A 23,635-nucleotide genomic window follows, 5' to 3' on the forward strand; every position below is an offset into this window, starting at 1 on the left:
CACGATCGGGGCGCACGGTTCCCGGCGGGCTCGGCCGGACGGCCGGTTGTGGCGGCCGGACATCGGCCGTTCGGCCGAGTCCGCGGGGAATCGCCGCTTCCGTATCCTTCCGGGCGTGTACTCCGAGAATCCGCTGCTCCGCCGGGCGCTGACCGCCGTCGGCTGGATCATCCTCGGCCTGATGGGGCTGTTCGACGTGTTCGCCAAGGGGGCGCCCGACTACCGCTGGCCGAGCTTGCTGCCGATGGTGTCCGGCCCGCTCGCATGCATGGCGCTGCTGTGGCCCGCTCGTCGGCCGAGCGTGCCGGTACGTGCCGTGCTCGTCGCGGGCGGCTCGCTGGTCCTCACGGCTGTGATCGCCACGTGGGCGGGCCCGGACATCGCCCGTACGTTCGGGGCGCTGGAGAGCGTCGCTCTGCTGGTGCTGCTGTCCCGCGCGGTGTGGGCGGTACCGGGCTCGAGGACCGCGGTGGCCGTTTGTGCCGCACTGAGCGTGGCCGTCGTCGCGATCCCGCAGCGCTTGCTGCCGAACGACATCCGGAACGACGGCCAGTCCGCCCTCAGCGGGTCTCTGCTGATGACGCTCGCCGTCGGCCTGGCTCTCGCCTGGGGTTCGCGGGTACGGCTGATGGAGGAGCGGCGGGCCCGCGACATCGCCGCCGTACGCCAGCGCCAGCGCCTGGAACTCGCCCACGACCTGCACGACTTCGTCGCCCACCACGTCACCGGCATCATCGTGCAGGCCAATGCCGCGCTGACCCTCCAGCACACCGCACCGGAACAGGTCGGACCGCTGCTGGAGAACATCACCCGCTCCGGATCGGAGACGCTGGACTCGATGCGCCGTCTGGTGCGGGTCCTGCGCGAGGACGACCACGCGGGCGTGCGGCCCGGCGAGGTGTGGGCGGAACTCGCCCGCCTGGTCTCCGCGTTCTCCGGAGACGAAGAGGACGCCCAGTTGCACGTGGCGGCGGCGGCCCGCGAGGTGCGGCTCGCCCCCGAGGTGGAGACGTCCGTGCACCGCGTGGTGCAGGAGGCGTTGACCAACGTGCGCCGGCACGCGCCCGGCGCCGTGGTCGCCGTACGGGTCGACGTGGACGGGCACCGGCTGCGGGTCGAGGCGTACAACACGGCACCGGCCGCGCGCCACACCGCCCCGGTCGGCGGGCGCGGCGGCTTCGGCCTGGTCGGCCTGCGGGAACGCGTCGAGGCGGTGGAGGGCACGCTGACCGCGGCCCCCACCGACGACGGCGGCTGGCGGGTGACCGCCGCCTTCCCGGTGCTGGCCGCTGTGGCAGGATCACCGGCGTGAACGACGCGGCGATCCGGGTGCTGATCGCGGACGACCAGGAGCTGGTCCGCATGGGCTTCCGGCTGATCCTCGGCGCCCAGCCCGGCATCGAGGTGGTCGGTGAGGCCGCCGACGGCGCCGCCTGCGTGGAACTCGCCCGCCGGCTGCGGCCGGACGTGTGCCTGGTCGACATCCGGATGCCGAGACTGGACGGACTGGACGTCACCCGGGCCCTGGCGGGCCCCGGAGTTCACGCACCGATGCGGGTCGTCGTGATCACCACCTTCGACCAGGACGACTACGTGCACACCGCGCTGCGCAACGGGGCCTGCGGCTTCCTGCTCAAGGACGCCCCGCCCGGCCTGCTGATCGAGGCGGTGAGGGCCGCCGCCCGCGGCGACGCGCTGGTCTCCCCCGCCGTCACCGTCCGGCTCTTGAAGGAACTGTCCTCCACGCGGCGCGATCCGGATGCCCCATGCCCGCTGACCGAGCGCGAGCTGGACGTGGCCCGGCTCGTCGCGGTGGGCCGCACCAACCAGGAGATCTGCGACCGGCTCGTGCTGTCACTGTCCACCGTCAAGACGCACCTGGCCAACATCCAGCAGAAGATCGACGCTCGTAACCGGGTCGAGATCGCCGCCTGGGCGTGGGAGTGCGGCGTGGTCCGGGAGCGATAGGGACCGCCTCCATCGGCCCGGAGGGTGCGCCCGGAGCGCATTCCGCTCATGGCGCACCGCCGGCGGAGGCGCCGCCGGCGGCCTGCGCGCCCTGCCGGGTGGTGCAGCACCACCGGGGTGCCCACGTCGCCGGCCGGCCGGCGGTCCTCAGTCCTCCCCCAGGCGTCGAGCGCGGCGAGCACCCCGAGGAAGTCGCGGCCCTCGTTCGTCGGCAGGAGGTCCGTTGCGCGGCCACCTGGTCATCGGTCTCGTCGTGAGACGGACCGGTTCCGGCCTCTCACTCCCGTACGCCCGCCAGTTCCACCGCCCGGCGCCGCAGGGCGAGGGCGGCGGGGGTGGCCGCCGAGACCACGGCGAGCACGGCGCAGGCCGTCACCGTCGTGCCGAGGGCCTGCCACGGGAACACGAGGGCGGGCCGCACCGACAGCAGGGCGAGCGCGCCCCCCATCCCGGCCAGGTTGACGGCGGTGACCAGGAGACCGAGGAGCGCACCTGCCGTCACGACCGTCAGGGCCTCGGCGCCGGTCAGCCACAGCACCTGCCACCGGGTGGCTCCGGCCAGCCGCAGCACGGCCAGGTCGCGGGTCCGGTCGGACGTCGCCATGACCATCGTGTTGGCCACGGAGATGCCCGTGTAGAGCAGCGCGATGCCGAGCACGAGCAGAAGGCCGAGGCGGGTCGTGCGGTTCGTCTCGGGGTGGGTGGCCCGGATCCACTGGTCCCGAGGGAGGACCCGGCCGTGCCGCGCGCCGGCGACGTCGCGCAGGGCGGCGGCCACGGCACGCGGGTCCGCGCCGCCGGCCAGGGACACGTCCACCCGGTCGACCGTGGAGCCCGGGGCGTTGCGCGGGGTGACGTAGACGCCGTTGCCGCCGGTGCCCTTGTTCATCACCGCGGCGATCCGAAGGGTCCGCGGCGTCCCGTCGCCGAGCCACACCCGCACCCGCTCGCCCACCCGGTGCCGCGGCCACTCCTCGTTGACGATGATCGAGCCGTCGTCGAGGCCGCTCACCTTCCCGGCGGCCAGCGGCAGGCGCGTGGTGGCCGCCAGGGCCCCGGGGGCCGCCGCGCGTGCCTCGGACCTGACGAGAGCCACGCCGTCCTCCAGGACGTGGACGGCCGTCGAGGACGTCGGCGACACCACCGTGCCCGGCACCGCCCGCAGCCGGCGCAGGGTGGCGTCGTCGAAACCCGCGCCGGCCGCCGGGGTCACGACGAAGGCGGCGGTGGTGCGCTCGCTCGTCTCGGCGGCCTTCGCCCGGTTCAGGGTCGCGGTGGCGCCGAGCAGCGAGCCCGCGAGGGCTACCGTGACGAGGACGGGGGCCGCGAGCGCGGCGGTACGGCGTACCCCGGCGGCGGCGTTCTCGCGGACCAGCATGCCGCCGGCGCCCGGCAGCAGCGCGGGCAGCCAGGTCAGCAGCCGGGTCAGAGGGCGCAGCACGAGCGGCGCGAGCAGAGCGGCCGCGGTGATCAGTAGCAGCGGGCGGATGATGTAGGTCTTGCGGTGCAGCAGGTCGCCCGGGTCGTCGGCCAGGGCGAGGAGCAGGGTCACGGCGGCCGTCAGCAGCAGGGCCGTACCGCTCAGCAGCCGGCCCCGGGTGATCGGGCCGCTGTCCGCGGACGCCTCGCGCAGCGCCTCCGTGGGGCCGGTACGGCCGGCCCGCCAGGAGGCGGCGGCCGCTCCGCACAGCGCGACGAGCAGACCGGTCCAGAAGGCCGCGTGGTACGGCCAGGCGTGGTCGCCGATGGTGAACCAGGCCGGGGCGAGACCGCCGTCGACCACCCACTCGGCCAGCAGCGGCGCCCCGAGGGAGCCGAGGACACACCCGGCGGCCGAGGCGAGCGCGCCGACGGCCAGGGCCTCGGCGAGGACCGTCCGGCGGACTTGGCCCGGGGTCGCCCCGGCGGCGCGCAGCAGGGCGAACTCCCGGCGTCGCTGGGCGACTGCGAAGGCGAAGGTCGACGCCACGACGAACACCGACACGAAGGCGGTGACGCCGCCGGCCGTGCCGAACAGGGCGTTCATCGCGGTGAGCGCCTCGTCATCCCGGCCGGGAGCGGCGTCGGCGAGGCGGCGCGCGTCGCCGGTGAGGACCCGCGCGCTGTCACCGACCGCCTCCCGTACGGCCGCAGGACCGGCGTCCACGACCAACTGGGTGCTCACCGGGGAGAGTTGCGCGGCACGGGCATCCGTGAAGAACACGGCGTCCTCGAAACCGCGTGAGGCCAGGGTGCCGGTGACGCGCACGGTGCCCCGGTCGGTGCGCAGCCACCGGCCGGGCCGCGCCCAGTCGCCGGTGACGGCCACCTCGCCGGCCGTACGGGGCGCCCGCCCGGCGGCGAGGTCGTACGGAGCGAACGCGGCGGTGGACCAGGGGTGGCCCACCAGGCCGGCGGGCCCGCCCTCGGCGTGCACCGGGAAGGACCGGTCGGCCACGACCGTGCCCAGCTTCCTCAACTCCGCGACGGTCGTGGCGGGCACCGGTCGCGGGTGGGCGAGCGGGCTCACGCGGTCGCCGATCGGGGTCGGTACGCGCAGCGAGTCCGGCCCCTTGACGACGACCGGCGCGGCCGCGAAGCGTTCCGGATCACGCTCGGGGGCGGTGGCCGACGAGGCCAGGGTCAGGCCCATCACGGTGAGGAGTGCCACGCCCAGCGAGAGCGCGACGAAGCTGCCGGTGAAGACTGCCCAGCGGGTGCGCAGGGTGCGCAGGGCGACGCTCAGCACGGCACTGCCTCCAGCCGGGTCATGCGCGCGGCGACGGCGTCGGCGCTCGCCCCGGACAACTCCCCGTTCACCCGCCCGTCGACGAGGAAGACCACGCGGTCCGCGTACGAGGCGGCGACCGGGTCGTGCGTGACCATGACGACCGTCTGACCCTCGCGGTCGACCATGCCGCGCAGCAGCCCCAGCACCTCGCGTCCGGTCCGCGTGTCCAGGGCTCCGGTCGGCTCGTCACCGAACAGCACGTCGGGGCGGGTGATCAGGGCCCGGGCCAGGGCGACGCGCTGCTGCTGACCGCCGGACAGCTGCCCCGGTCTGTGCCGGGCCCGTTCGGCGAGGCCGACCTGCCGGAGTGCTTGGCGCACCCGGGCCTTCGGCACCCGGCGGCCGGACAGGCGCAGGGGCAGGGCCACGTTCTGCTCGGCGGTCAGGGAGGGCAGCAGGTTGAACGCCTGGAAGACGAACCCGACGCGCTCGCGGCGCAGCAGGGTCAGCCGCCGTTCGCTCAGCCCGGTCAGCTCGGTGCCGCCCACGGTGACCGACCCGGAGGTGGCCCGGTCCAGACCGGCGGCGCACTGGAGCAGTGTGGACTTGCCGGAGCCGGAGGGGCCCATGACGGCGGTGAAGGTCCCGGCGGGGAACGCCAGGCAGACCCCGTCGAGTGCGGTCACGGGGCCGTACCTCCTGGTGACCGAGTCCAGCCGGACGGCGTCGTTCGTCATCTGCCCCACCTCTAGTCGATTTCTGGCTGCCTCCACGAAACCGGTCGGGGAGGGGGCGGCGCAGTGAGGCGGGAGCTAGATCCGGGGTAGGGCCAGGCATACCCTCGGGCCTCCTTCCGGGCCCATGGCCGGGGGCTCGGAGGGCTTCTACGGTGGTCCCCATGCGCCCTCGGAACGTCTGGCAGGCCATGTCCCGCCCCGGCTATCTGCTGTCGGCCTGGCCGTGGCGGTCGGCCTGTTACCTGGTCACCGGCGCGGTCGTCGGCGTCGTCGTGCTCGTGGGGATCCTGACCTCGGTGGCGGCCGGCGGGCTGCTCGCCATCTCTCTGGTCGGGCTGCCCCTGCTGCTCGTCAGTGCCCTGGCGGGCATTCCGGTGGCGGCGCTGGAGCGGTTCCGGTTGCGGCTGGTCGACACGGAGCCGGCGTCCGACCCGCACGAGCCGCCCGGGGAGCCGGGGCTGCTGTCATGGCTGTCGACGCGGTTACGGGAGCGGGCCACCTGGCGGGAGCTGGGCCACGCCCTGCTGTTCGCCGGGCTGTTGTGGCCGGTCGACGCGCTCGCGGTCGCGGTCTTCCTGGGGGGCCCTTTGTCCATGGTCGCGACTCCGTTGCCGACCGCCGCCCTCGGCGAGGCGAAGGTTCTCAAGGTGTGGCTCGTCACCACCTGGCCGGCCGCTGCCGGCTTCGCCGTCCTCGGGCTGCTCCTGCTCGTCCCGGGCACCTACCTGCTGGGCGTCGCGGCCGGCGCCCGCGCCGGGCTGACCCGGTTGCTGATCGCCCCGCGCGAGACCGACCTGGGGGCCAGGGTGGTCGAACTGGCCCACTCCCGGGTGCGGTTGGTCGACGCCTTCGAGGCGGAACGGCGGCGGATCGAGCGCGACCTGCACGACGGGGCGCAGCAGCGGCTCGTCGCCCTGACGATGACGCTCGGGCTGGCCCGCCTCGACGCCCCGCCCGGGCCGCTCGCCGAGCAGCTGGCCAAGGCGCACCAGGAGGCCGGGTCCGCCCTCGCGGAACTGCGCGAGCTCATCCACGGCATCCATCCCAGGGTCCTCGCCGACTACGGCCTCGAAGCGGCCGTCGCCGACGCCGCCGACCGTTCGGCCGCGCCCGTGGACGTCGACCTGGAGTTGCCCGGGCGGTTCTCCCAAGCGGTCGAGGCCGCCGCGTACTTCGTGGTGTGCGAGGCGCTCGCCAACGTGGGCAGGCACAGTGAGGCGAGCCGGGCGGAGGTGAGCGGCGGGTACCGCGACGGACGGCTGTGCCTGCTGATACGCGACGACGGTCGCGGGGGTGCGCGGGCCGGCGAGGGCAGCGGGCTGACCGGGCTCGCCGACCGGGTGTCGGTGCTCGATGGCAGACTCACCCTGTCCAGTCCGCCCGGCGGACCGACCCTGCTGCGTGTGGAGATCCCTTGTGACCCTGCGAGTTGAGCGACCGCTGCGGGTCGTCCTGGCCGAGGACAGCGTGCTGTTGCGGGACGGGCTCGTCGGGCTGCTCAAACGCTGCGGGCACCAGGTCGCCGCGGCCGTGGGGGACGCCGGGGCGCTGGTCGCGGCCGCGGGCGAACACCGCCCCGACGTGGTGGTGACGGACGTGCGGATGCCGCCCGGCTTCCAGGACGAGGGCCTGCACGCCGCTGTGACACTCCGTCAGGAGCGGCCCGGGCTGCCCGTCCTGGTCCTCAGCCAGTACGTGCAGCGCCGGTACGCCGCCGAGCTGCTGGACTCCGGCGACGGCACGGGAATCGGCTATCTGCTCAAGGACCGCGTCGGCCAGGTCGAGGAGTTCGTCGAGGCGCTCGGCAAGGTGGCCGACGGCGGAACGGTCGTCGACCCCGAGGTCGTACGGCAGTTGCTGCGCCGCCGCCGCGACCCGCTGGAGCGGCTCACCCCCCGCGAGCGGGAGGTGCTGGCGCTGATCGCCGAGGGGCGGTCCAACCGTGCCATCGCCCGCGAACTGGTCGTCTCCGAGGCGGCCGTGGGCAAGCACATCTCCGGCATCCTGACGAAGCTGGACCTGCCGCCGGCGGACGAGACCCACCGCCGGGTGCTGGCGGTGCTGGCCTATCTCAGGGCGTAGGGCTTCCCCAACGGCGGGCCGCTGTCGACCCGTTGTATGAGAACCGGCGAGTTGATGTCATCGCGTCGCATCAGAGCCCTGAGTGAGGCGGTGGCCGAAACAAACCGGATGACAAGTCTTCCAGGCGTTCGAATCGCACCATGGTTCCCCAGCCCCTGGAACGAGGAGCGACGAGTCATGGCGCAGCAGGCCTGCCCCTTCCTGGCGATCGACCCGTCCGGTCAGGACCTCTACGGCGAGATAGCCCGCATCCGTGCCCGGGGCCCGGCCGTCGAGGTCGAACTCCCGGGCGGCGTACACGCGTGGTGGATCAACGGCCTGGAGCTGAACAAGCGGCTCCTGTCCGGGCCCGAGACGAGCAAGGACGCCTACCGGCACTGGCCGGCCTGGATCAGCGGGGACATCTCCCGCACCTGGCCGCTGGCCATCTGGGTCTCGGTGCGCAACATGGTCACCGCCTACGGCGACGACCACAGCCGGCTGCGCCAGCCGATGGCCGCGGCGTTCACCAAACGCCGCGTCGACGCGCTGCTGCCTCGCGTGCAGGAGATCGTCGACCGGGCACTGGACCGCCTGGAGCGGATCCCGGAGGGGGAAGTCGTCGACCTGCGGGCCGCGTTCGCGGCGCCGGTGCCGCACGAGGTGGTGTGCGAGCTGTTCGGCGTACCCCGTGGCGAGGACGGTCCGCGGGGGGCGCTGTACCGCGTCATCAACCGCTTCTTCGACACGGAGATCTCCCTGGAGGACGCCCAGGCGAACGCGGTCGACCTCTACGGGACGCTGACCGCGTTCCTGCAGCACAAGCGCGAGCACCCGGCCGACGACCTGACGACGGCGCTCATCGCCGTCCGCGACGAAGGCAGCCTCAGCGAGCAGGAGTTGATGGACAACCTGATCCTGCTGCTCACCGCCGGTTTCGAGACGACCGTCAACCTCATCGACAACACCGTGCACAGCCTGCTCGCCCACCCCGACCAGCTCGCACTCGTCCGCTCCGGGCAGGCGACCTGGGAGGACGCCCTGGAGGAGTCGCTGCGCCACGAGGCGCCGGGCGCCATGTCGGGCCTGCGCTACGCCGTGGAGGACATCGAGATCGAGCCGGGGCTGACCATCCCGAAGGGCGACCCGGTGGTGGTCTCCTTCGCCGGTGCCGGGCGCGATCCCGAGCGGCACGGGCCGGACGCCGATCGGTTCGACGTCACTCGCCCGACCAGTCGCGACCATGTGTCTTTCGGCCATGGTGTGCACCACTGCCTGGGCCGGCCTCTGGCCATGGCCGAGGCGACGCTGGCGCTGACATCCCTGTTCGCGCGCTTTCCGCGGCTGGCCCTGGCCGATCCCTCGTGTCCGCCGAAGCGGCTGCGGTCGATCATCTCCACGGGGCACGAGGAGTTGCCGGTGCTGCTGCACGGCCGGGACCCGGGCCCGCGCCCGGAGGAGGCGGAGGCGATCAGGAAGCTGTCCGGCCCCGGAGGAACGCGCGGTACCAGGGTGCCGCGCGCCTGAACGCGGCCTCGAACCCGTCGCCGGGCGGGCAGTCGAGGTCCCTCCAGAAAGCGTCGTCCACGAACCAGTGGTCGACCGTGAGCATCCCCAGGTGATGGAGCGCGAGCGGCGACCCGGCGGCCCGCTCCAGAGCCGTGGTGGCATCCACCGCCGCATCGCCGCCGGGCTTCTCCACCTGCGCGCTCACGGCCGCGAGCAGGTCCGGAACGGGCACCGGCTCGGGGTGGTTGACGTGGTGCACACCACCGCCGTGCTCCGGGGCGAGGGCCGCGGCCACCACCGCGCGGCCCAGGGTGTCGACGTCGATCATCGACTGGAGTGCCTCGCAGCCGGTCAGGGTGGCCGACAGCTCGTTCATCAGCCACACCAGTCCGGGGATCACCCAGCGGTCGCCCTCGCCGTACACGAGGTGCGGGCGCAGCACCAGACCGCCCGCGTCGAGGACGTGCCCTTCGGCGGCGGCCCGGGTGCGGCTGGTGGCCGACGCGGGCGCGACCGGTACCTCCCCGGGGCGCACGCCCCGGAAGGGCCCCCGGCCGAGGACGGCGGCCGTGCTCACGTACACGATCCGCCGCACTCCGGCGCGCAGGGCCTCCGCGACCAGGGCGCGGGTGCCGTGGTCGTTGACGGCCTCGGCGGTCTCGGCGTCACCGCCGATCTGCGTGGCGCAGTGCACCAGGACGTCGGTGTCGGCGCAGGCGCCGCGCAGGGAGGGCGGGGCGCAGAGGTCACCGTGGACGAACTCCGGTCCGGGCGGCGCGTGCCGGGACAACAGGCGTACGCGCACGCCCGGTTGCCGCTGGGCCGTGGCGGCGACCCGGCTGCCGACGAAGCCTCTCGCGCCCGAGATCAGAAGGTTGATCGTCACGACAGGGACCGTACCCGCGCCGGCCGGGCGGAGGTCAGCGTGGCCGTGAAGACGACCTCGCCGTCCTGGCGCCCCGTGACCCGTACGGTCACCTCCCCCGGGTCCTGATCGAACAGTTCCGTCTCGAGCCGGCACGGGCTGTGCAGCTCGGTGTAGCGGGCGAAGGCGGCCGTCATCGTCCGGGGCAGGAACGGGCGCTGCCCGGACGCGGCGGTCGCGGCCTGGCGGGCCGCCTCGAACAGGACCATGCCGGGGACGTGGTCGTTGGGCCGGGGGAAGAGGACCGGATGGCCGGTGTCGACGCGCAGCTGCCAGACGCCGGTGCGGTCGGCGGGGGCGAGGACGACGTCCTCGGTGCGGGAGCGGCCGGCGACCTCGGGAGCCACGCCCGGCAGCAGCGGAACCGGGGTGTCCCAGGCGTCCAGGCGTCCCGCGCGCAGGCGGCGGTAGGCGAGCGGCGAGGTGCAGCCGGTGCTGCCGGTCCCGCGGGCGACGAAGCGGCCCGCCCGGCGGAACTCCATCGTGGTCCGCATGCTCGCCAGGACGCGTCCTCGACGGCGTATCTCCGAGCACACGACGTCGATGTCGACGGGTTCGGCGGCGTCCGCCGGCAGGAGTGCGGACGGGTCGAGCGAGACGGTCAGGTCCCACATGACGAAGTGGGTGTCGGCGGGGGCGCCGAACTCGGCGTGCGCGAGCACCATCGAGGCCTGCCGCAACGTTTCGCCCACGATCATCGGGTCCTGGTGACGCTCGTCCACGGGTTCGAAGAAGGGGTGGGCGGCGGGCCAGTGCGCGGTGAGACGGAAACGCGTTCCGGAGATTCGGCTCCACCGGGTGGGGAAGACGTCCGTCTCGGTGGTGCGGTGGGCGAGTTCCTTGGAGACGGGGGCCTGCGAGGGGTGACCAGGGGGGTGTGGCGTGTTCTCGACGGCCTCGGGCGTTCTGTTCGCCGGACGGCCCGCGCGTCCGGTCTGATCGTCCGTGAGCGCGCTTGACGGGCCTGTCTGCGGCATGAGAACCCCCGGGGATCGGCTGCCTGGCTGCGGTCGGCGTTTGACTAAGGTACGGACGAGCCGGTTTTTTTCAAAGGGTGAGCCAAGCTGCTGGGACAGGCTCTCGCGCCCCCGCCGCACAGCGACTTCACAGGGATCGACAGAGATCAGGAGGCACCGATGGCGCGACAGGAGCGCGCGATCCGCACCCGGCGGACCATCCTGGAGGCGGCCGCGGCCGTCTTCGACGAACGCGGCTACACGTCGGCGACCATCGGGGAGATCCTGGACCGGGCGGGCGTCACCAAGGGCGCGCTGTACTTCCACTTCGGCTCCAAGGAGGAGCTGGCGGTAGGGGTTTTCGAGGAGCAGCTCGCGATCACGCTCCCGCCGCAGTCCAGCAAGCTCCAGGAACTCGTCGACTCCGGTCTGGTGCTGGCCCGCCGGCTCCGTTCCGAACCGCTGGTGCGGGCCAGCGTGGGTCTCGCCCTCGACCAGAGGGCCATGGACCTCGACCGCACGCCGGCCTTCCGCATGTGGATCGACCAGAACGTGCAGACGCTGGGCAAGGCGAAGACGCAGGGCGAACTGCTGCCGCACGTCGACGTCGCGGAGACGGCGGAGCTGCTGGTCGGCAGCTTCTCGGGCGTGCAGCTGCTGTCCCAGCTGCGCTGCCAACGGCAGGATCTGGAGCGTCGAGTCGTCGTGCTGTTCGAGCACTTCCTGTCCGGCATCGCGGTTCCCGCGGTGCTGGCCCGGCTCGAGATCTCGGTGGACCGGGGCGAGCGGGTGCTGGCGGAGGGGCGGGGCGGGGAGACGGCGGCGGTGCCGGTGCAGGCCCCCTCCGGGGCGTAGAGGCATAAGGTTTCGGGGCTTACGGGGCTTACGGGGCTTACGGGGCTTACGGGCGTGTAGGGCGTCGCGGCGTGCGGGCTCAGGCGGTCGGGGCGCGGGGCTGCCGCAGTGACAGCGCCTCGGGACCTCCTGGCCGGGCGCCCGTACGGATTGCCCACAGCTGTGGAGTTGTCCACAGGGTCTGACGAGTTTCGGCCACCGGTTGTACGGTCGGCACGAGTTGATGTTCGTGTGCGTGCGGGGGAGGCGGTCGGGATGACCAGGGCTGACGGAGGAACCGGGGCTTCGGCTCAGGGCGGGACGACGGCTGGGGACGGGTCGGGGCGTCGGCTGCCCCGGGTGCGCGGCTTCGCCGAGTGGCCGGCCGAAGGCTCGCCCAAGGACGACGGCAAGGCCCTGCGCAAGCGGACCCCGCGCAGTGCGCACGCCGCGCTCGACCTGGACGCGTCCCGGCCCGACGCGGTGAGCGCGGTCGAGGAGTCGGGCCGCGGCCGGCTGCCCGAGCTCACCCCGATCCGGGTCGGCCGCATGGCCGCCACCCCCTTCGCGTTCCTGCGAGGCTCGGCGGGCCTCATGGCGTACGACCTGGCGCGCACGCCGATGACCGGGATCCGGGCGCAGATCTGCGGCGACGCCCACGCGGCCAACTTCGGCCTGTACGGCGACGCGCGCGGCGGACTCGTCATCGATCTGAACGACTTCGACGAAACGGTGCACGGGCCCTGGGAGTGGGACCTCAAGCGCCTCGCGACCTCCCTGGTGCTCGCGGGCCGGGTGGCGGGGGCCGACGAGGACCAGTGCCGCAAGGCGGCGTTCGACGCGGTGGGCGCCTACCGCCGGACCATGCGGCTGCTGGCCGAGCTCCCGGTGCTGGACGCGTGGAACGCCATCGCGGACGAGGAGCTCGTCTCCCACGCCGACGCCCATGACCTGCTCGGCACGCTGGAGCGGGTCTCCGAGAAGGCCCGCCACAACACCAGCGGCCGTTTCGCGGCCAAGTCGACCGAGGCCACCGAGGACGGCGGGCGCCGCTTCGTCGACGCCCCGCCGGTGCTGCGGCGCGTCCCGGACGAGGAGGCCGCGGCGGTGGCGGCGTCCCTGGAGGAGTACGTCGGCACCCTGCCGGAGGACCGCCTGCCGCTCCTCGCCCGGTACGCCGTGCAGGACGTGGCGTTCCGCGTCGTCGGCACCGGCAGCGTCGGCACCCGGTCCTACGTCGTGCTGCTCCTGGACCACCGCGGTGAGCCGTTGGTGCTCCAGGTGAAGGAGGCGCGGGCCTCGGCGCTGGTGCCGCATCTGGTGACGGCCGGGTTCGAGGCACCGCAGGCCGGCCACGAGGGCCGGCGGGTCGTGCTGGGCCAGAAGCGGATGCAGGTCGTCAGCGACAACCTGCTGGGCTGGACGACGGTCGACGGATTCCCCTTCCAGGTCCGCCAGTTCCGCAACCGCAAGGGCAGCGTCGATCCGGCGGCCCTGGAAGCCGACCAGATGGACGACTACGGCCGCATGACCGGCGCGCTCCTGGCCCGGGCCCACGCCCACAGCGCCGATCCGCGGCTCATCGCCGGGTACTGCGGGAAGAACGAGGAGCTGGACGAGGCGATGGCGGCCTTCGCGGTCGCCTACGCCGACCGCACGGAGGCGGACCACGCGGATCTGGTCGCGGGGGTGAGGGCGGGGAAGGTCGCGGCGGAGACGGGGGTGTGACGGGGCCGAGCCGGGGGGCGCCGTCTCCCGCCGGGCGGCACGGCTGCGGACCGTGCCGTCGGCCGGCGCCGGTGTTGGTCGGCTGGGGACATGTGTGCCGCTTGGGGAGTCCGGGCGGAGACGGGGTGTGGGGCGGTGAGCTGCGGGCTGGGCCGGGCCGTAGCCCGGCGCCGAGTCCGTCGGCTGCCGGCATGCGTGCCGTCCGGGGCGGCAGGGGTGGGGCTGCAAGGATCACCCGCGGTGCCGGGGTGTGCAATGCCCCGGCTCGGGCTGGAGCGGGGCATGGCTCATCGGAGGGCAGGGGCGCCGACGGAGTCGGCCCGTGGCCTACGCTGGTCGGGTGACGACCCCGGAAGCTGACCAGGATGGTGGCGACGCCGCACGGCCCGAGGCGCGGCTGGAGCGGGCCGTGCGGGCCGCCGAGCAGGCGCTGATCGAGTACGAGATCGCCGTCGAGACCTTCCGTGTCGAGGTCGAGAACTTCTCCCGGCTGCACGAGCAGAAGCTCGGTCCGCTGTATGCCCGCCTGGAGGAGCTGGACGCGCGGATCCTGGAGGCCAGGGCCGCCCGCAGTGGCGACCCCGAGGACCGGCGGCGGGCGGAGGAGGCCCGGGCCCGCCTCGCCCCGATCCCCGGCGTCGAGGAACTGCTGCACGGCTGGATGGACGGCAGCGGCCTGTTCCCGGAGGCCTCGGCGATGCTCACGGACCAGGCGGTCCGGCCCCCGCAGCGCGTCCGCCCCAGCGAGGAGGCCCGCAAGCTCTACCGCGACCTCGCCCGCAAGGCCCATCCGGACCTGGCGCAGGAAGAGGTGGAGCGCGCCCGGCGCGAGGAGTTCATCACGCGGGTCAACGCCGCCTACGCCCGGGGCGACGAGGCGGAGCTGCGCGAGCTCGCCGAGGAGTGGGCCAGGGGGCCCGAGCTGAAGCGCGGCCCGAGCCGCGCCGAGGAGCTCTACGCCCGCCTCGAATGGCTGGCCCAGCGCAAGGAACTGCTGGCCCTGCTCGCCAAGGAGCTGGAGGACAGCGCCATCGGCCACATGATCCAGCTGGCCCCGCACGACCCGGACCGGCTCCTGGACGAGATCGGCCGTCAGCTGCTCACCCAGGTCGGCGAGCGTGAGACGGAGCTGGCCGTGCTGCTCGGCGAGGGCCGGGGCCAGGGCTGAGCCGTGCCCGGGGTGCCTCATCGGGCGGTTCGGGTAGCGTCGGATGCATGAGTTTCGGAGCTGGTGTGCCCACGGTCGCGGTCGCGGACCTCAAGGACGGCGACTTCCTGCTGGACGTCCGGGAGGACGACGAGTGGAAGGCGGGTCATGCCGAAGGGGCGCTGCACATCCCCATCAGTGAGTTCGTCGCCCGGTACGGCGAACTGACCCAGGCCGCCCCGCAGGACGGCCGGGTCCATGTGATCTGCCGGTCCGGCGGCCGTTCCGCCCAGGTCACGATGTATCTGGCCCAGCAGGGCATCGACGCCGTGAACGTCGACGGCGGCATGCAGGTGTGGGAGGCGGCGGGTCGTCCCGTGGTGACGGATGACGGACAGCAGGGGTTCGTCCTCTAGCGTCCCTCGCGTCCATGGGCTGAGTCGGCGGGTGCGGGGCCGCCCCTCGCCTGGAAGCCGTCAGGCCGGCGGGTGGGCGGCCAGGAGGTCGCCCAGGGCCTCCTCGTGCGCGGCGGCCGGGCCGAGCGACAGCTCCAGGTGCTCGGCCCGGGGCGTATCGGCAGTGCCGGCGTCGTCGACGTCGGCGCCGAACCCGCCGTGCAGGTGCCGCGCGGCCCGAACGACCGGCCTACGCCCTCCGCACGCCGCGGCGCGGTGCTCTCCAGCAGCGCACCCGGGCCAGCACCTGCCCCGACTCCCGCAGCACCAGGCGCAGGCGCGACGGCGTCCAGGCCGACCCCGCCGTACCTCGCGTAGAGCAGCATGCAGGCTCAGCAGGCCCGCGTCGGAGAGCGCGGCCCACAGGGCGCGGTCGTACGTCTCGGCGACGGCGCCCGGGTGAGGGCCGGCTGGGCACGGCGTTGGGCCGGCTGGGCACGGCGTCCGGGGCGACCCGGGCGAGCACGCCCTTCGCCGCCTCGGCCGCCGCCCGCTGCTCCTCGGTGGAAGCGAAGTCCGCGGTGCCTGTCCTTCCGGGGACCCCATTGAGCTGACGAGGCCTCAATAGAACATGTTCTAGAAGAAGGAATGGGCGTACGCGAAGGCGCCGTAGGGTGTCCCTCCTGTGGACGACCGCCCCGGGCACCCTGTGGATAACCTGCGGGGGTCCCCTGTGGACCAGGGGGACCGCACTCCGGGCGGTCGCGGTCGCCGTACGGTCGGCATGCCCGATGTGGCGACGGCCACGGCCCGGACCGGCGACAGAGGCTGTGCCCGGGGCCGACGGCCTGAGTAGCGTGCCGGTGCCGCGCGGCGGTGCGTGGGGCGGTACGACGCCCTCGCGGCCGGGTGGGCACAACGACGGACCGGGATCGGGAACGGGGCGGAATGGACGCGCACGACGAGGGCTCGAAAGCCCGGCACGCGCCGGGCGAGCCTGGCGGGCCGGGCGAGGGCCCGCCTGCCGATCCTCATCCGCTCGCTGGCCCGCGCCCGCCTGCCGATCCTCATCCGCTCGCTGGCCCGCGCCCGCCTGCCGATCCTCATCCGCTCGCTGGCCCGCGCCCGCCCGCTGATCCTCATCCGCTCGCTGGCCCGCGCCCGCCCGTTGATTCTCATCCGCCCACCGGTCCGGGCCCGCTCGCGGAGCACGGCCAGCCCCTGGAGTCCCCCACCGGTATCGCGGCCCTCTCCCTCGGCTACCGGATCGCCGTCGCGGTGGCTCTCGCGGTCGTGGCCATCGGGGTCTGTGCGCATCTCGGGATGACGTTCCTGCACGTCGCGCCGGCGAACACGGTCACCCGGGAGCACGGCAAGGCCGTGGACGAGTGGATCTACCCGGAGTTCGAGCAGAACTGGAAGCTCTTCGCGCCGAACCCGCTTCAGCAGAACGTCTCGGTCCAGGTCCGTGCCCAGGTCCGCGGGCCGGACGGCATGACGCTGACCACCGGCTGGTACGACCTGTCCGCGGAGGACGGCCGGGCCATCGACGGCAACCTGCTGCCCAGTCACACCCAGCAGAACGAGCTGCGCCGCGCCTGGGACTTCTTCGTCGCGACGCACGACAGCGAGAACCGGCCGGTGGGTTTGCGCGGCTCGCTCTCGGAGTCGTATCTGCGCCGGATCGCGGTGCTGCGCCTCGACCGTGCCGACGCGGTGCGGACCGCGACCGGGGGCGGCGGCGTCGTCGAGCGCGTGCAGTTCCGCTCCCGCACCAGCAACGTGCCGCCGCCCGAGTGGAGCCGGGAGAAGGTCTCCACGGCGCCGTCCTCCCGCGAGCTGCCGTGGTGGAAGCTGCCGCGGGACGAGGCCGAGGGAGGCGTGCGGTGAACCGCTTGTCCCTGGCCGTCTCGCGCGGCATCGCCCGGGTCACGGAGGCCGCCCTCGGCCCGTACCAGACCGCCGTCGTCCGTATCGGCTTCAGTGCCACCTGGCTGCTGTTCCTGCTCCGCGAGATCCCCCACCGCCAGGAGCTCTACGGCCCCGACGGCCCCTGGAGCTGGGACCTCGCCCGGCAGCTGATCGGGTCCAACGGCGCCTTCACCACCCTCATGTGGTCGGACGGCCGGATCTGGTTCGAGATCGTCTACGCCCTGGCGATCCTCGCCAGTGCCCTGCTGATGCTGGGCTGGCGGACCCGCACCATGTCGGTGCTGTTCATGGTCGGCGTGCTGTCGCTGCAGAACCGCAGCGTCTTCATGGGCGACGGCGGCGACAACGTGCTGCACCTGATGTCGATCTACCTGGTGTTCACGCGCTGCGCCCAGGTGTGGTCGCTGGACGCCCGGCGAGCCGCGCGGACCAGGGCGGCCCGCGTGCGGGGCGAGCGGATCACGGACCGGACCGGCCCGGCCCTGTGGGGCGTGTTCGGCTTCGTGCTGGTCGCGGTGACCCTGATCGGCCGGATGGGGGGCGACTGGCTGATACCGGCGCTGCTGTGGGCGGTGTGGGCGGCACAGGCCCTGTGGTGGCTGGTCGGGCGCCGCGCCAGGACCGGCGAGCCGCGGATCCTGCTGGACGTCGTCGCCAACATCGTGCACAACGGCGCCCTGCTCGTGATCATGGCCGAGGCGTGCCTGATCTACGCGACGGCCGGCTGGTACAAGATCCAGGGATCGCGATGGCAGGACGGCACCGCGGTCTACTACCCGCTCCACCTGGAGTACTTCTCGCCCTGGCCCGCGCTCGCCGACCTGCTGTCCGCCAGCGGCACGATGGTGATGCTCGTGACCTACGGCACGGTCCTCGTGCAGGTCGCCTTCCCGTTCACGCTGTTCAACCGGCGGGTGAAGAACGTCCTGCTGGCGGTCATGATCACCGAGCACGTGGTGATCGCGGTCGTCCTCGGTCTGCCGTTCTTCTCGCTGGCGATGATCGCGGCGGACGCGGTGTTCCTGCCGACGGCCTTCCTGCGGCGCCTCGGCGGCCGGGCGGCCCGCGCGCGGGATCGCCTCCTGAGCCGCGTCCGGCGGGCCCCAGTCCCCGAGCCGCACGCCCACGAGAGCCCCGAGACCACGCACGTAGGCTTCGGGGCATGACCGACCCCGTGACCCTCTGGCACCGGCTCGCCGCTGACACCGTCCTGCTCGACGGCTTCCACGCCCTCAAGCACGCGCTGCGGTTCGGCGCCGAGGTACCGGTCGCGGTCACCGCGGACCGGGCGGCAGCCCTCGCCCTCGCCGACGAGCTGGCGCCCGACGTACGGGATGCCCTGGCCGCGCTGCTGACGGAGGTGCCGCACGAGACCTACGTGTCCTTCGTGCCGCGCCCCCACCCCACGGCCGTGGCAGCCCTGGCCGTCCGTCCCGCCCGGGCGTCCAACCTCGAGAAGCTGGCGCACGCGCCCCGCACGGCCCCGGTCGTGGTTCTCGACAACCCGCGCAACCTCGGCAACGCGGGTGCGGTGATCCGCCTGGCCGCCGGTTTCGGAGCGACCGGCGTGGTGACGACCGGGACCGTCGACCCCTGGCATCCCACGGTCGTTCGTGGCGGGGCGGGCCTGCACTTCGCCACGGCCGTGGAGCGACTGACTGTCGATGAGCTGCCGCCCGGGCCGCTGTTCGCCCTCGACCCGGAGGGCGATGACATCCGGGGCGTCAAACTCCCGGACGACGCCGTCCTCGCCTTCGGCTCCGAACGCACCGGCCTGTCGTCGGAACTACGCGCCCGCGCCGACCACTTGCTGTCCCTGCCGATGCGCCCCCAGGTCAGCAGCTACAACCTGGCGACGAGTGTGGCCATGACCCTGTACCACTGGAGCTGCGGTGCGGCTTAGGGGTCCTTGCACTGTGCCCGCCCGGGTCGCGCGGCCTGGCACCGCGCCTGGCCGCGTTGCCGAAACGCCCAGGTAGCTCCGCTACCAGGGCGCTCCGGCGCCTTGCGATGCACGGCACCGGACCACGCGACCTGATCGGACGCTCATAGGGCAAGGACCCCTCAGGGGTCCTTGCGCTCCCTCAGGCCTCCCGCCGCACCTCGACCACCCTGAACCGGTTGGCGACGAACGCCCCGTCACACAGCGCCGCACTGGCCGCCGGGTTACCCCCCGAACCGTGGAAGTCGGAGAACGCGGCCGTCTGGTTCACATACACTCCGCCCGTCAGATTGAGCGACAGCTGCGCCGCCTCCTCCAGACAGGCCTCCCGCACGTCCTGCTCGACGTCCGGGTCGGTCGTGTACGCCCCGACGGTCATCGCGCCCTTCTCCCGGACGGTCCGTCGCAGCAGCTCCACCGCGTCCGAGGCCGAGTCGACGGCGACGGCGAAGGACACCGGCCCGAAACACTCGCTCATGTAGGCGGCCTCCGCGTCCGGCTTGGCCCCGTCCAGCTTCACGATCACGGGCGTACGGACGACCGCCCCCGGGAAGTCCGGGTTGGTGATCTCACGGGACGCCAGGGCGACCTCGCCCAGCCCCGCCGCGGCCTCCAGCCGAGCCTTCACATCCGGGTTGACGATCGCGCCCAGCAGTGCGTTCGCCCGGGCGTCGTCGCCCAGCAGCCCGTCCACCGACTTCGCGAGATCCGCGACCACCTCGTCGTAGGACTTGGGGCCCTGGTCCGTGCCGATGCCCTCGCGGGGGACCAGCAGGTTCTGCGGCGTCGTGCACATCTGGCCGCTGTACAGGGACAGGGAGAACGCCAGGTTGGAGAGCATGCCCTTGTAGTCGGACGTGGAGTGGACGACGACCGTGTTGACGCCGGCCTTCTCCGTGTAGACCTGCGCCTGGCGGGCGTTGGCCTCCAGCCAGTCGCCGAAGTCGGTCGATCCCGTGTAGTCGATGATCCGGATCTCGGGGCGCAGCGCGAGCGTCTTGGCGATGCCCTCGCCGGGGCGCTCGGCGGCCAGCGCGACCAGGTTCGAATCGAAGCCGGCCTCGGTGAGCACCTCGCGCGCGACCTGCACGGTGAGGGCGAGCGGCAGCACCGCGCGCGGGTGGGGCTTGACCAGGACCGCGTTGCCGGTGGCGAGGGAGGCGAACAGGCCCGGGTAGCCGTTCCACGTCGGGAAGGTGTTGCACCCGATCACCAGGCCGATGCCGCGCGGCACCGGCGTGAACTGCTTGGTCATGGCCAGCGGGTCGCGCTTGCCCTGCGGCTTGGTCCACTCGGCGTTGTCGGGCGTGCGCACCTGCTCCACATAGGCGTACGCCACCGCCTCCAGGCCGCGGTCCTGCGCGTGCGGTCCGCCCGCCTGGAACGCCATCATGAACGCCTGGCCGGAGGTGTGCATGACCGCGTGCGCGAACTCGTGCGTCCGGTCGTTGATCCGCCTGAGGATCTCCAGGCAGACCACCGCGCGCTGCTCCGCGCCCGCGTCCCGCCAGGCCCGCTGCCCGGCCTTCATGGCGGGCAGCAGCACGTCGAGGTCCGCGTGCGGGTATGTCACGCCCAGGTCGATGCCGTACGGGGACGTCTCACCGCCCACCCAGTCGTCCGTGCCCGGCTGGCCGAGGTCGAGGCGGGAGCCGAGGAGGGCGTCGAAGGCGGCCTTGCCCGCGGCCGCGTCCAGGCTGCCGTTCTCCCCGTAGGCCTTCGGGTGCTCGGGGTGCGGGGACCAGTACGCGCGTGTGCGGATCGCTTCCAGCGCCTGGTCGAGGGTGGACCGGTGCCGGGCGATCAGCTCGTGCGCCGAGAGTGCGGCGGTCATGGGTGACCAACTCCTCGTCTCAAGAACTCTTCGTCGAGTTCATGACCTGGGCAGAAACCTGGGCAGGAACACTCGGACAGAGCTAGAGTAACCGAACGATCGGTCGGTTCAAGGGGGTCCGCCGCATCTGTGGAAAACCCCGTGCGGGAGGATCGCGCACATGACAGCACTCGACCTCAGCAGCCCCGTGGCCGTCGTCGGCACCGGCACCATGGGCCAGGGAATCGCCCAGGTCGCGCTGGTCGCGGGTCATCCCGTACGGCTGTACGACGCGGTTCCCGGGCGGGCGCGTGAGGCGGCCGACGCGATCGGTGCCCGACTGGACCGGCTCGTCGAGAAGGAGCGGCTCACGGCCGCCGACCGGGACGCCGCCCGTGCCCGGCTGCATCCCGCCGGGACCCTCGGCGAGCTCGCCGACTGCTCCCTGGTCGTCGAGGCGGTCCTGGAGCGGCTGGACGTCAAACAGGAGCTGTTCCGCGAGCTGGAGGGCATCGTCGACGACGACTGCCTGCTCGCCACCAACACCTCGTCCCTGTCCGTCACCGCCGTCGCCGGTGCCCTGCGCGTCCCGGGCCGCTTCGTCGGCCTGCACTTCTTCAACCCGGCGCCACTGCTGCCGCTGGTGGAGGTCGTCTCCGGGTTCGCCACGGACGTCACGTCGGCCACGCGCGCGTACGAGACCGCCCGCGCCTGGGGCAAGACGCCGGTGGCGTGCGCGGACACTCCCGGCTTCATCGTCAACCGCATCGCCCGGCCGTTCTACGCCGAGGCCTTCGCGGTGTACGAGGCGCAGGGCGCCGACCCGGCCACCACCGACGCGGTGCTGCGCGAGTCGGGCGGCTTCAGGATGGGCGCGTTCGAGCTGACCGACCTGATCGGCCAGGACGTCAACGAGTCCGTCACGCGGTCGGTCTGGCAGTCCTTCTTCCAGGACGTGCGCTTCACTCCGTCCGTCGCCCAGCGACGCCTGGTCGAGTCCGGCCGGCTGGGCCGCAAGACCGGCCAGGGCTGGTACGACCACCGCAACGGCGCCGAGCGCCCCGAGCCGGACACCGCCGAGCGGCGGCAGCCGCCCGCGTACGTGGTCGCCGAGGGTGACCTGGGCCCGGCCGGTGACCTGCTCGCGCTGATCCGCGCGGCGGGCATCCCCGTCCGCGACGAGGACGAGGACAACGGCACCCGCCTGGTGCTGCCCAGCGGCGGCCGGCTCGCCCTCGCCGACGGGCAGACCTCCGTGGAGTTCCGGGACGTCGTCTACTTCGATCTCGCCCTGGACTACCGCAAGGCCACCCGGATCGCCCTGTCCGCCTCCCAGGACACCTCCCCGCAGACCCTCGCCGAGGCCACCGGCCTCTTTCAGGCGCTCGGCAAGAAGGTCAGCGTCATCGGCGACGTGCCAGGCATGATCGTCGCCCGCACGGTCGCGCGGATCATCGACCTGGCGCACGACGCCGTCGCCAAGGGCGTGGCCACCGAGGAGGACATCGACACCGCGATGCGCCTCGGCGTCAGCTACCCCCTGGGGCCGTTCGAGTGGAGCCGCCGGCTCGGCCGTTTCTGGGCCTACGCGCTCCTGGACGACCTGCACCTGCGCGACCCCTCGGGGCGCTACGCGCCGTCCCTCGCGCTGTACCGCCACGCCCACGCCTCCGACAAGCGGGAGGGCACCGCCTCATGACCACCGCCAAGCGCGACGCCTACACCCCGGACACGCTGCTGTCCGTCGCCGTCCGGGTGTTCAACGAGCGCGGATACGACGGCACCTCCATGGAGCACCTCTCCAAGGCGGCCGGCATCTCCAAGTCGTCGATCTACCACCACGTCACCGGCAAGGAGGAGCTGCTGCGCCGGGCCGTGAGCCGGGCCCTGGACGAGCTCTTCGGGATCCTCGACGAGGAGCACGCACGCGTGGGGCGGGCCGCGGAGCGCCTGGAGTACGTCGTCCGGCGCATGGTCGAGGTGCTCATAGCCGAACTGCCCTACGTCACCCTGCTGCTGCGCGTGCGCGGCAACACCGACACCGAGCGGTGGGCCCTGGAGCGGCGCCGCGACTTCGACCACCGGGTCGCCGACCTGCTCAAGGCCGCGGCGGCCGACGGTGACGTGCGCGGTGACGTGGAGGTCCGGCTGGTCACCCGGCTGGTCTTCGGCATGATCAATTCGATCGTGGAGTGGTACCGGCCGGACGGGCGGGGGATGGGCGAGCGCGAGGTCGCCGAAGCGGTGGTGCAGCTGGCGTTCGGGGGCCTGCGCAAGGCCGGCTGACCTTGAGGGGTCCTTGCACTGCGAGCGACCCGGGCGGGCATGGTGCGAGGGGCCCTGAGGGCTCCGCCGAACCCCTCAGCCCTGCGGCTCCAGGTCCTCCTCCTCGAACACCAGCAGCGTGCGCGAGCTCAGTACCTCCGGGATCGCCTGGAGCCGGGTCAGCACCAACTCGCGCAACGCCCGGTTGTCGGTCACGTGTACCAGCAGCAGCACGTCGAAGTCCCCGCCCACCAGGGCGATGTGGGAGGCGCCGGGCAGCTGTCTGAGCTGCTCGCGGACCGTGCGCCAGGAGTTCTGCACGATCTTCAGGGTGACGTACGCCGACGTCCCCTGACCTGCTCGCTCGTGGTTGACGCGGGCGCCGAAGCCGCGGATGACCCCGTCCTCGACGAGCCGGTTGATCCGGGCGTAGGCGTTGGCGCGCGAGACGTGGACGCGTTCGGCGACCGAACGTATCGAGGCGCGGCCGTCGGCCTGGAGCATGCGCAGGATGTCCTGATCGACGGCGTCCAGGGGCCGTGCCGGCGGCAGCATCGCGCCGTCGTCCTGGCTGTCGGCCATTTGTTCAGATGCCACCTGCGCCCGCCTCCCGGTCATGGACGTACTGCGTCCATCTCAGGTCGGGGGGGACCGTTTGTCCACAGCCTGAGGTCACCCGTAGCCAAAATGTGCCGGCGACCGAACAATCGGTA

The 23,635-nt window shown here is 73.1% G+C and carries 20 protein-coding genes and 1 pseudogene; 14 read left to right on the top strand and 7 right to left on the bottom strand.

From position 1 onward, the window contains the following. The first annotated feature begins 115 nt into the window (after nucleotides 1-115). Nucleotides 116-1,312: a sensor histidine kinase gene (locus ACWD1U_RS08290; RefSeq protein WP_451105556.1), complete on the top strand. Its 1,197-nt coding sequence runs from the start codon at nucleotides 116-118 to the stop codon at nucleotides 1,310-1,312. Beyond that, a complete protein-coding gene (locus tag ACWD1U_RS08295) occupies nucleotides 1,309-1,968 on the top strand; it encodes a response regulator (protein ID WP_451105558.1) in 660 nt (219 codons plus the stop codon). Before ACWD1U_RS08290 ends, ACWD1U_RS08295 begins: the two co-directional genes overlap by 4 nt. A gap of 277 nt (nucleotides 1,969-2,245) precedes the next feature. On the opposite strand, the gene ACWD1U_RS08300 is transcribed toward ACWD1U_RS08295, so the two are convergent. Both ACWD1U_RS08300 and ACWD1U_RS08305 read right to left on the bottom strand, forming a co-directional pair. Beyond that, on the bottom strand, nucleotides 2,246-4,696 hold the full coding sequence (locus tag ACWD1U_RS08300) for an ABC transporter permease (protein WP_451105560.1): 2,451 nt from the start codon (nucleotides 4,694-4,696) through the stop codon (nucleotides 2,246-2,248). Further along, nucleotides 4,690-5,415: an ABC transporter ATP-binding protein gene (locus tag ACWD1U_RS08305; protein WP_451105562.1), complete on the bottom strand. Its 726-nt coding sequence runs from the start codon at nucleotides 5,413-5,415 to the stop codon at nucleotides 4,690-4,692. Before ACWD1U_RS08305 ends, ACWD1U_RS08300 begins: the two co-directional genes overlap by 7 nt. 161 nt (nucleotides 5,416-5,576) lie before the next feature. On the opposite strand from ACWD1U_RS08305, the gene ACWD1U_RS08310 reads away from it, so the two are divergent. From ACWD1U_RS08310 to ACWD1U_RS08320, 3 genes are all read left to right on the top strand, one after another. Then, nucleotides 5,577-6,848, top strand: a complete 1,272-nt coding sequence (locus ACWD1U_RS08310) for a sensor histidine kinase (RefSeq protein ID WP_451105564.1) — start codon at nucleotides 5,577-5,579, stop codon at nucleotides 6,846-6,848. Further along, nucleotides 6,838-7,497, top strand: a complete 660-nt coding sequence (locus tag ACWD1U_RS08315) for a response regulator (protein ID WP_451105783.1) — start codon at nucleotides 6,838-6,840, stop codon at nucleotides 7,495-7,497. Before ACWD1U_RS08310 ends, ACWD1U_RS08315 begins: the two co-directional genes overlap by 11 nt. A gap of 177 nt (nucleotides 7,498-7,674) precedes the next feature. Next, on the top strand, nucleotides 7,675-9,003 hold the full coding sequence (locus ACWD1U_RS08320) for a cytochrome P450 family protein (RefSeq protein WP_451105566.1): 1,329 nt from the start codon (nucleotides 7,675-7,677) through the stop codon (nucleotides 9,001-9,003). On the opposite strand, the gene ACWD1U_RS08325 is transcribed toward ACWD1U_RS08320, so the two are convergent. Beyond that, nucleotides 8,948-9,871 (bottom strand): NAD-dependent epimerase/dehydratase family protein, encoded by a 924-nt coding sequence (locus ACWD1U_RS08325; RefSeq protein WP_451105568.1) that lies wholly within the window; start codon nucleotides 9,869-9,871, stop codon nucleotides 8,948-8,950. The two genes, ACWD1U_RS08320 and ACWD1U_RS08325, sit on opposite strands and share 56 nt — an antisense overlap. Continuing rightward, nucleotides 9,868-10,887, bottom strand: coding sequence for a ScbA/BarX family gamma-butyrolactone biosynthesis protein (locus tag ACWD1U_RS08330; RefSeq protein ID WP_451105570.1), 1,020 nt, complete (start codon nucleotides 10,885-10,887; stop codon nucleotides 9,868-9,870). The genes ACWD1U_RS08325 and ACWD1U_RS08330 overlap by 4 nt, the downstream gene beginning before the upstream one ends. A 159-nt stretch (nucleotides 10,888-11,046) precedes the next feature. Between ACWD1U_RS08330 and ACWD1U_RS08335 the strand changes: the two genes are divergently transcribed. The 4 genes from ACWD1U_RS08335 to ACWD1U_RS08350 all read left to right on the top strand — a co-directional run bounded on the left by ACWD1U_RS08335 (nucleotide 11,047) and on the right by ACWD1U_RS08350 (nucleotide 14,991). Next, nucleotides 11,047-11,721 carry a ScbR family autoregulator-binding transcription factor gene (locus ACWD1U_RS08335; protein ID WP_451105572.1) on the top strand — a complete coding sequence of 225 codons (675 nt, stop codon included), beginning with the start codon at nucleotides 11,047-11,049 and terminating at the stop codon, nucleotides 11,719-11,721. Nucleotides 11,722-11,976: 255 nt separating this feature from the next. Then, on the top strand, nucleotides 11,977-13,428 hold the full coding sequence (locus ACWD1U_RS08340) for a DUF2252 domain-containing protein (protein ID WP_451105574.1): 1,452 nt from the start codon (nucleotides 11,977-11,979) through the stop codon (nucleotides 13,426-13,428). Nucleotides 13,429-13,768: 340 nt separating this feature from the next. Next, nucleotides 13,769-14,596, top strand: coding sequence for a hypothetical protein (locus ACWD1U_RS08345; RefSeq protein ID WP_451105576.1), 828 nt, complete (start codon nucleotides 13,769-13,771; stop codon nucleotides 14,594-14,596). 65 nt (nucleotides 14,597-14,661) lie between these two features. Continuing rightward, nucleotides 14,662-14,991, top strand: coding sequence for a rhodanese-like domain-containing protein (locus ACWD1U_RS08350; protein ID WP_451105784.1), 330 nt, complete (start codon nucleotides 14,662-14,664; stop codon nucleotides 14,989-14,991). A 60-nt stretch (nucleotides 14,992-15,051) separates the two neighbouring features. Here ACWD1U_RS08350 and ACWD1U_RS08355 read toward each other — a convergent pair. Then, nucleotides 15,052-15,261, bottom strand: a pseudogene (locus ACWD1U_RS08355) (acyl-CoA dehydrogenase family protein); the annotation flags it as partial. A 657-nt stretch (nucleotides 15,262-15,918) separates the two neighbouring features. Between ACWD1U_RS08355 and ACWD1U_RS08360 the strand changes: the two are divergent. The 3 genes from ACWD1U_RS08360 to ACWD1U_RS08370 are packed head-to-tail and all read left to right on the top strand — an operon-like array spanning nucleotide 15,919 to nucleotide 18,805. After that, nucleotides 15,919-16,860 carry a DUF5819 family protein gene (locus ACWD1U_RS08360; RefSeq protein WP_451105578.1) on the top strand — a complete coding sequence of 314 codons (942 nt, stop codon included), beginning with the start codon at nucleotides 15,919-15,921 and terminating at the stop codon, nucleotides 16,858-16,860. Next, nucleotides 16,857-18,068: an HTTM domain-containing protein gene (locus tag ACWD1U_RS08365; protein ID WP_451105580.1), complete on the top strand. Its 1,212-nt coding sequence runs from the start codon at nucleotides 16,857-16,859 to the stop codon at nucleotides 18,066-18,068. Before ACWD1U_RS08360 ends, ACWD1U_RS08365 begins: the two co-directional genes overlap by 4 nt. Next, nucleotides 18,065-18,805 carry a TrmH family RNA methyltransferase gene (locus ACWD1U_RS08370; RefSeq protein WP_451105582.1) on the top strand — a complete coding sequence of 247 codons (741 nt, stop codon included), beginning with the start codon at nucleotides 18,065-18,067 and terminating at the stop codon, nucleotides 18,803-18,805. The genes ACWD1U_RS08365 and ACWD1U_RS08370 overlap by 4 nt, the downstream gene beginning before the upstream one ends. A 181-nt stretch (nucleotides 18,806-18,986) precedes the next feature. On the opposite strand, the gene paaN is transcribed toward ACWD1U_RS08370, so the two are convergent. Beyond that, complete coding sequence (gene paaN, locus ACWD1U_RS08375; RefSeq protein ID WP_451105584.1) at nucleotides 18,987-20,678, bottom strand: phenylacetic acid degradation protein PaaN; 1,692 nt, start codon at nucleotides 20,676-20,678, stop codon at nucleotides 18,987-18,989. A 160-nt stretch (nucleotides 20,679-20,838) separates the two neighbouring features. Between paaN and ACWD1U_RS08380 the strand changes: the two genes are divergently transcribed. Together ACWD1U_RS08380 and ACWD1U_RS08385 are read left to right on the top strand one after the other, a co-directional pair. Next, on the top strand, nucleotides 20,839-22,356 hold the full coding sequence (locus ACWD1U_RS08380; RefSeq protein ID WP_451105586.1) for a 3-hydroxyacyl-CoA dehydrogenase: 1,518 nt from the start codon (nucleotides 20,839-20,841) through the stop codon (nucleotides 22,354-22,356). Further along, nucleotides 22,353-22,943, top strand: a complete 591-nt coding sequence (locus tag ACWD1U_RS08385; protein WP_451105588.1) for a TetR/AcrR family transcriptional regulator — start codon at nucleotides 22,353-22,355, stop codon at nucleotides 22,941-22,943. Before ACWD1U_RS08380 ends, ACWD1U_RS08385 begins: the two co-directional genes overlap by 4 nt. A 75-nt stretch (nucleotides 22,944-23,018) precedes the next feature. Here the strand turns inward: ACWD1U_RS08385 and ACWD1U_RS08390 are convergent, their stop codons facing one another. Then, nucleotides 23,019-23,504 (bottom strand): Lrp/AsnC family transcriptional regulator, encoded by a 486-nt coding sequence (locus ACWD1U_RS08390; RefSeq protein ID WP_451105590.1) that lies wholly within the window; start codon nucleotides 23,502-23,504, stop codon nucleotides 23,019-23,021. Nucleotides 23,505-23,635 lie beyond the last annotated feature (131 nt).

Source organism: Streptomyces sp. NPDC002788, from assembly GCF_053592115.1.

Excerpts from the sequence above, each read along its gene's own strand:
- ACWD1U_RS08340 (WP_451105574.1), top strand. The coding sequence starts at position 11,977 with ATGACCAGGGCTGACGGAGGAACCGGGGCTTCGGCTCAGGGCGGGACG.
- ACWD1U_RS08305 (WP_451105562.1), bottom strand. The coding sequence starts at position 5,415 with ATGACGAACGACGCCGTCCGGCTGGACTCGGTCACCAGGAGGTACGGC.
- ACWD1U_RS08385 (WP_451105588.1), top strand. The coding sequence starts at position 22,353 with ATGACCACCGCCAAGCGCGACGCCTACACCCCGGACACGCTGCTGTCC.
- ACWD1U_RS08330 (WP_451105570.1), bottom strand. The coding sequence starts at position 10,887 with ATGCCGCAGACAGGCCCGTCAAGCGCGCTCACGGACGATCAGACCGGA.
- ACWD1U_RS08320 (WP_451105566.1), top strand. The coding sequence starts at position 7,675 with ATGGCGCAGCAGGCCTGCCCCTTCCTGGCGATCGACCCGTCCGGTCAG.
- ACWD1U_RS08310 (WP_451105564.1), top strand. The coding sequence starts at position 5,577 with ATGCGCCCTCGGAACGTCTGGCAGGCCATGTCCCGCCCCGGCTATCTG.
- ACWD1U_RS08335 (WP_451105572.1), top strand. The coding sequence starts at position 11,047 with ATGGCGCGACAGGAGCGCGCGATCCGCACCCGGCGGACCATCCTGGAG.
- paaN (WP_451105584.1), bottom strand. The coding sequence starts at position 20,678 with ATGACCGCCGCACTCTCGGCGCACGAGCTGATCGCCCGGCACCGGTCC.
- ACWD1U_RS08380 (WP_451105586.1), top strand. The coding sequence starts at position 20,839 with ATGACAGCACTCGACCTCAGCAGCCCCGTGGCCGTCGTCGGCACCGGC.
- ACWD1U_RS08360 (WP_451105578.1), top strand. The coding sequence starts at position 15,919 with ATGGACGCGCACGACGAGGGCTCGAAAGCCCGGCACGCGCCGGGCGAG.
- ACWD1U_RS08390 (WP_451105590.1), bottom strand. The coding sequence starts at position 23,504 with ATGGCCGACAGCCAGGACGACGGCGCGATGCTGCCGCCGGCACGGCCC.
- ACWD1U_RS08370 (WP_451105582.1), top strand. The coding sequence starts at position 18,065 with ATGACCGACCCCGTGACCCTCTGGCACCGGCTCGCCGCTGACACCGTC.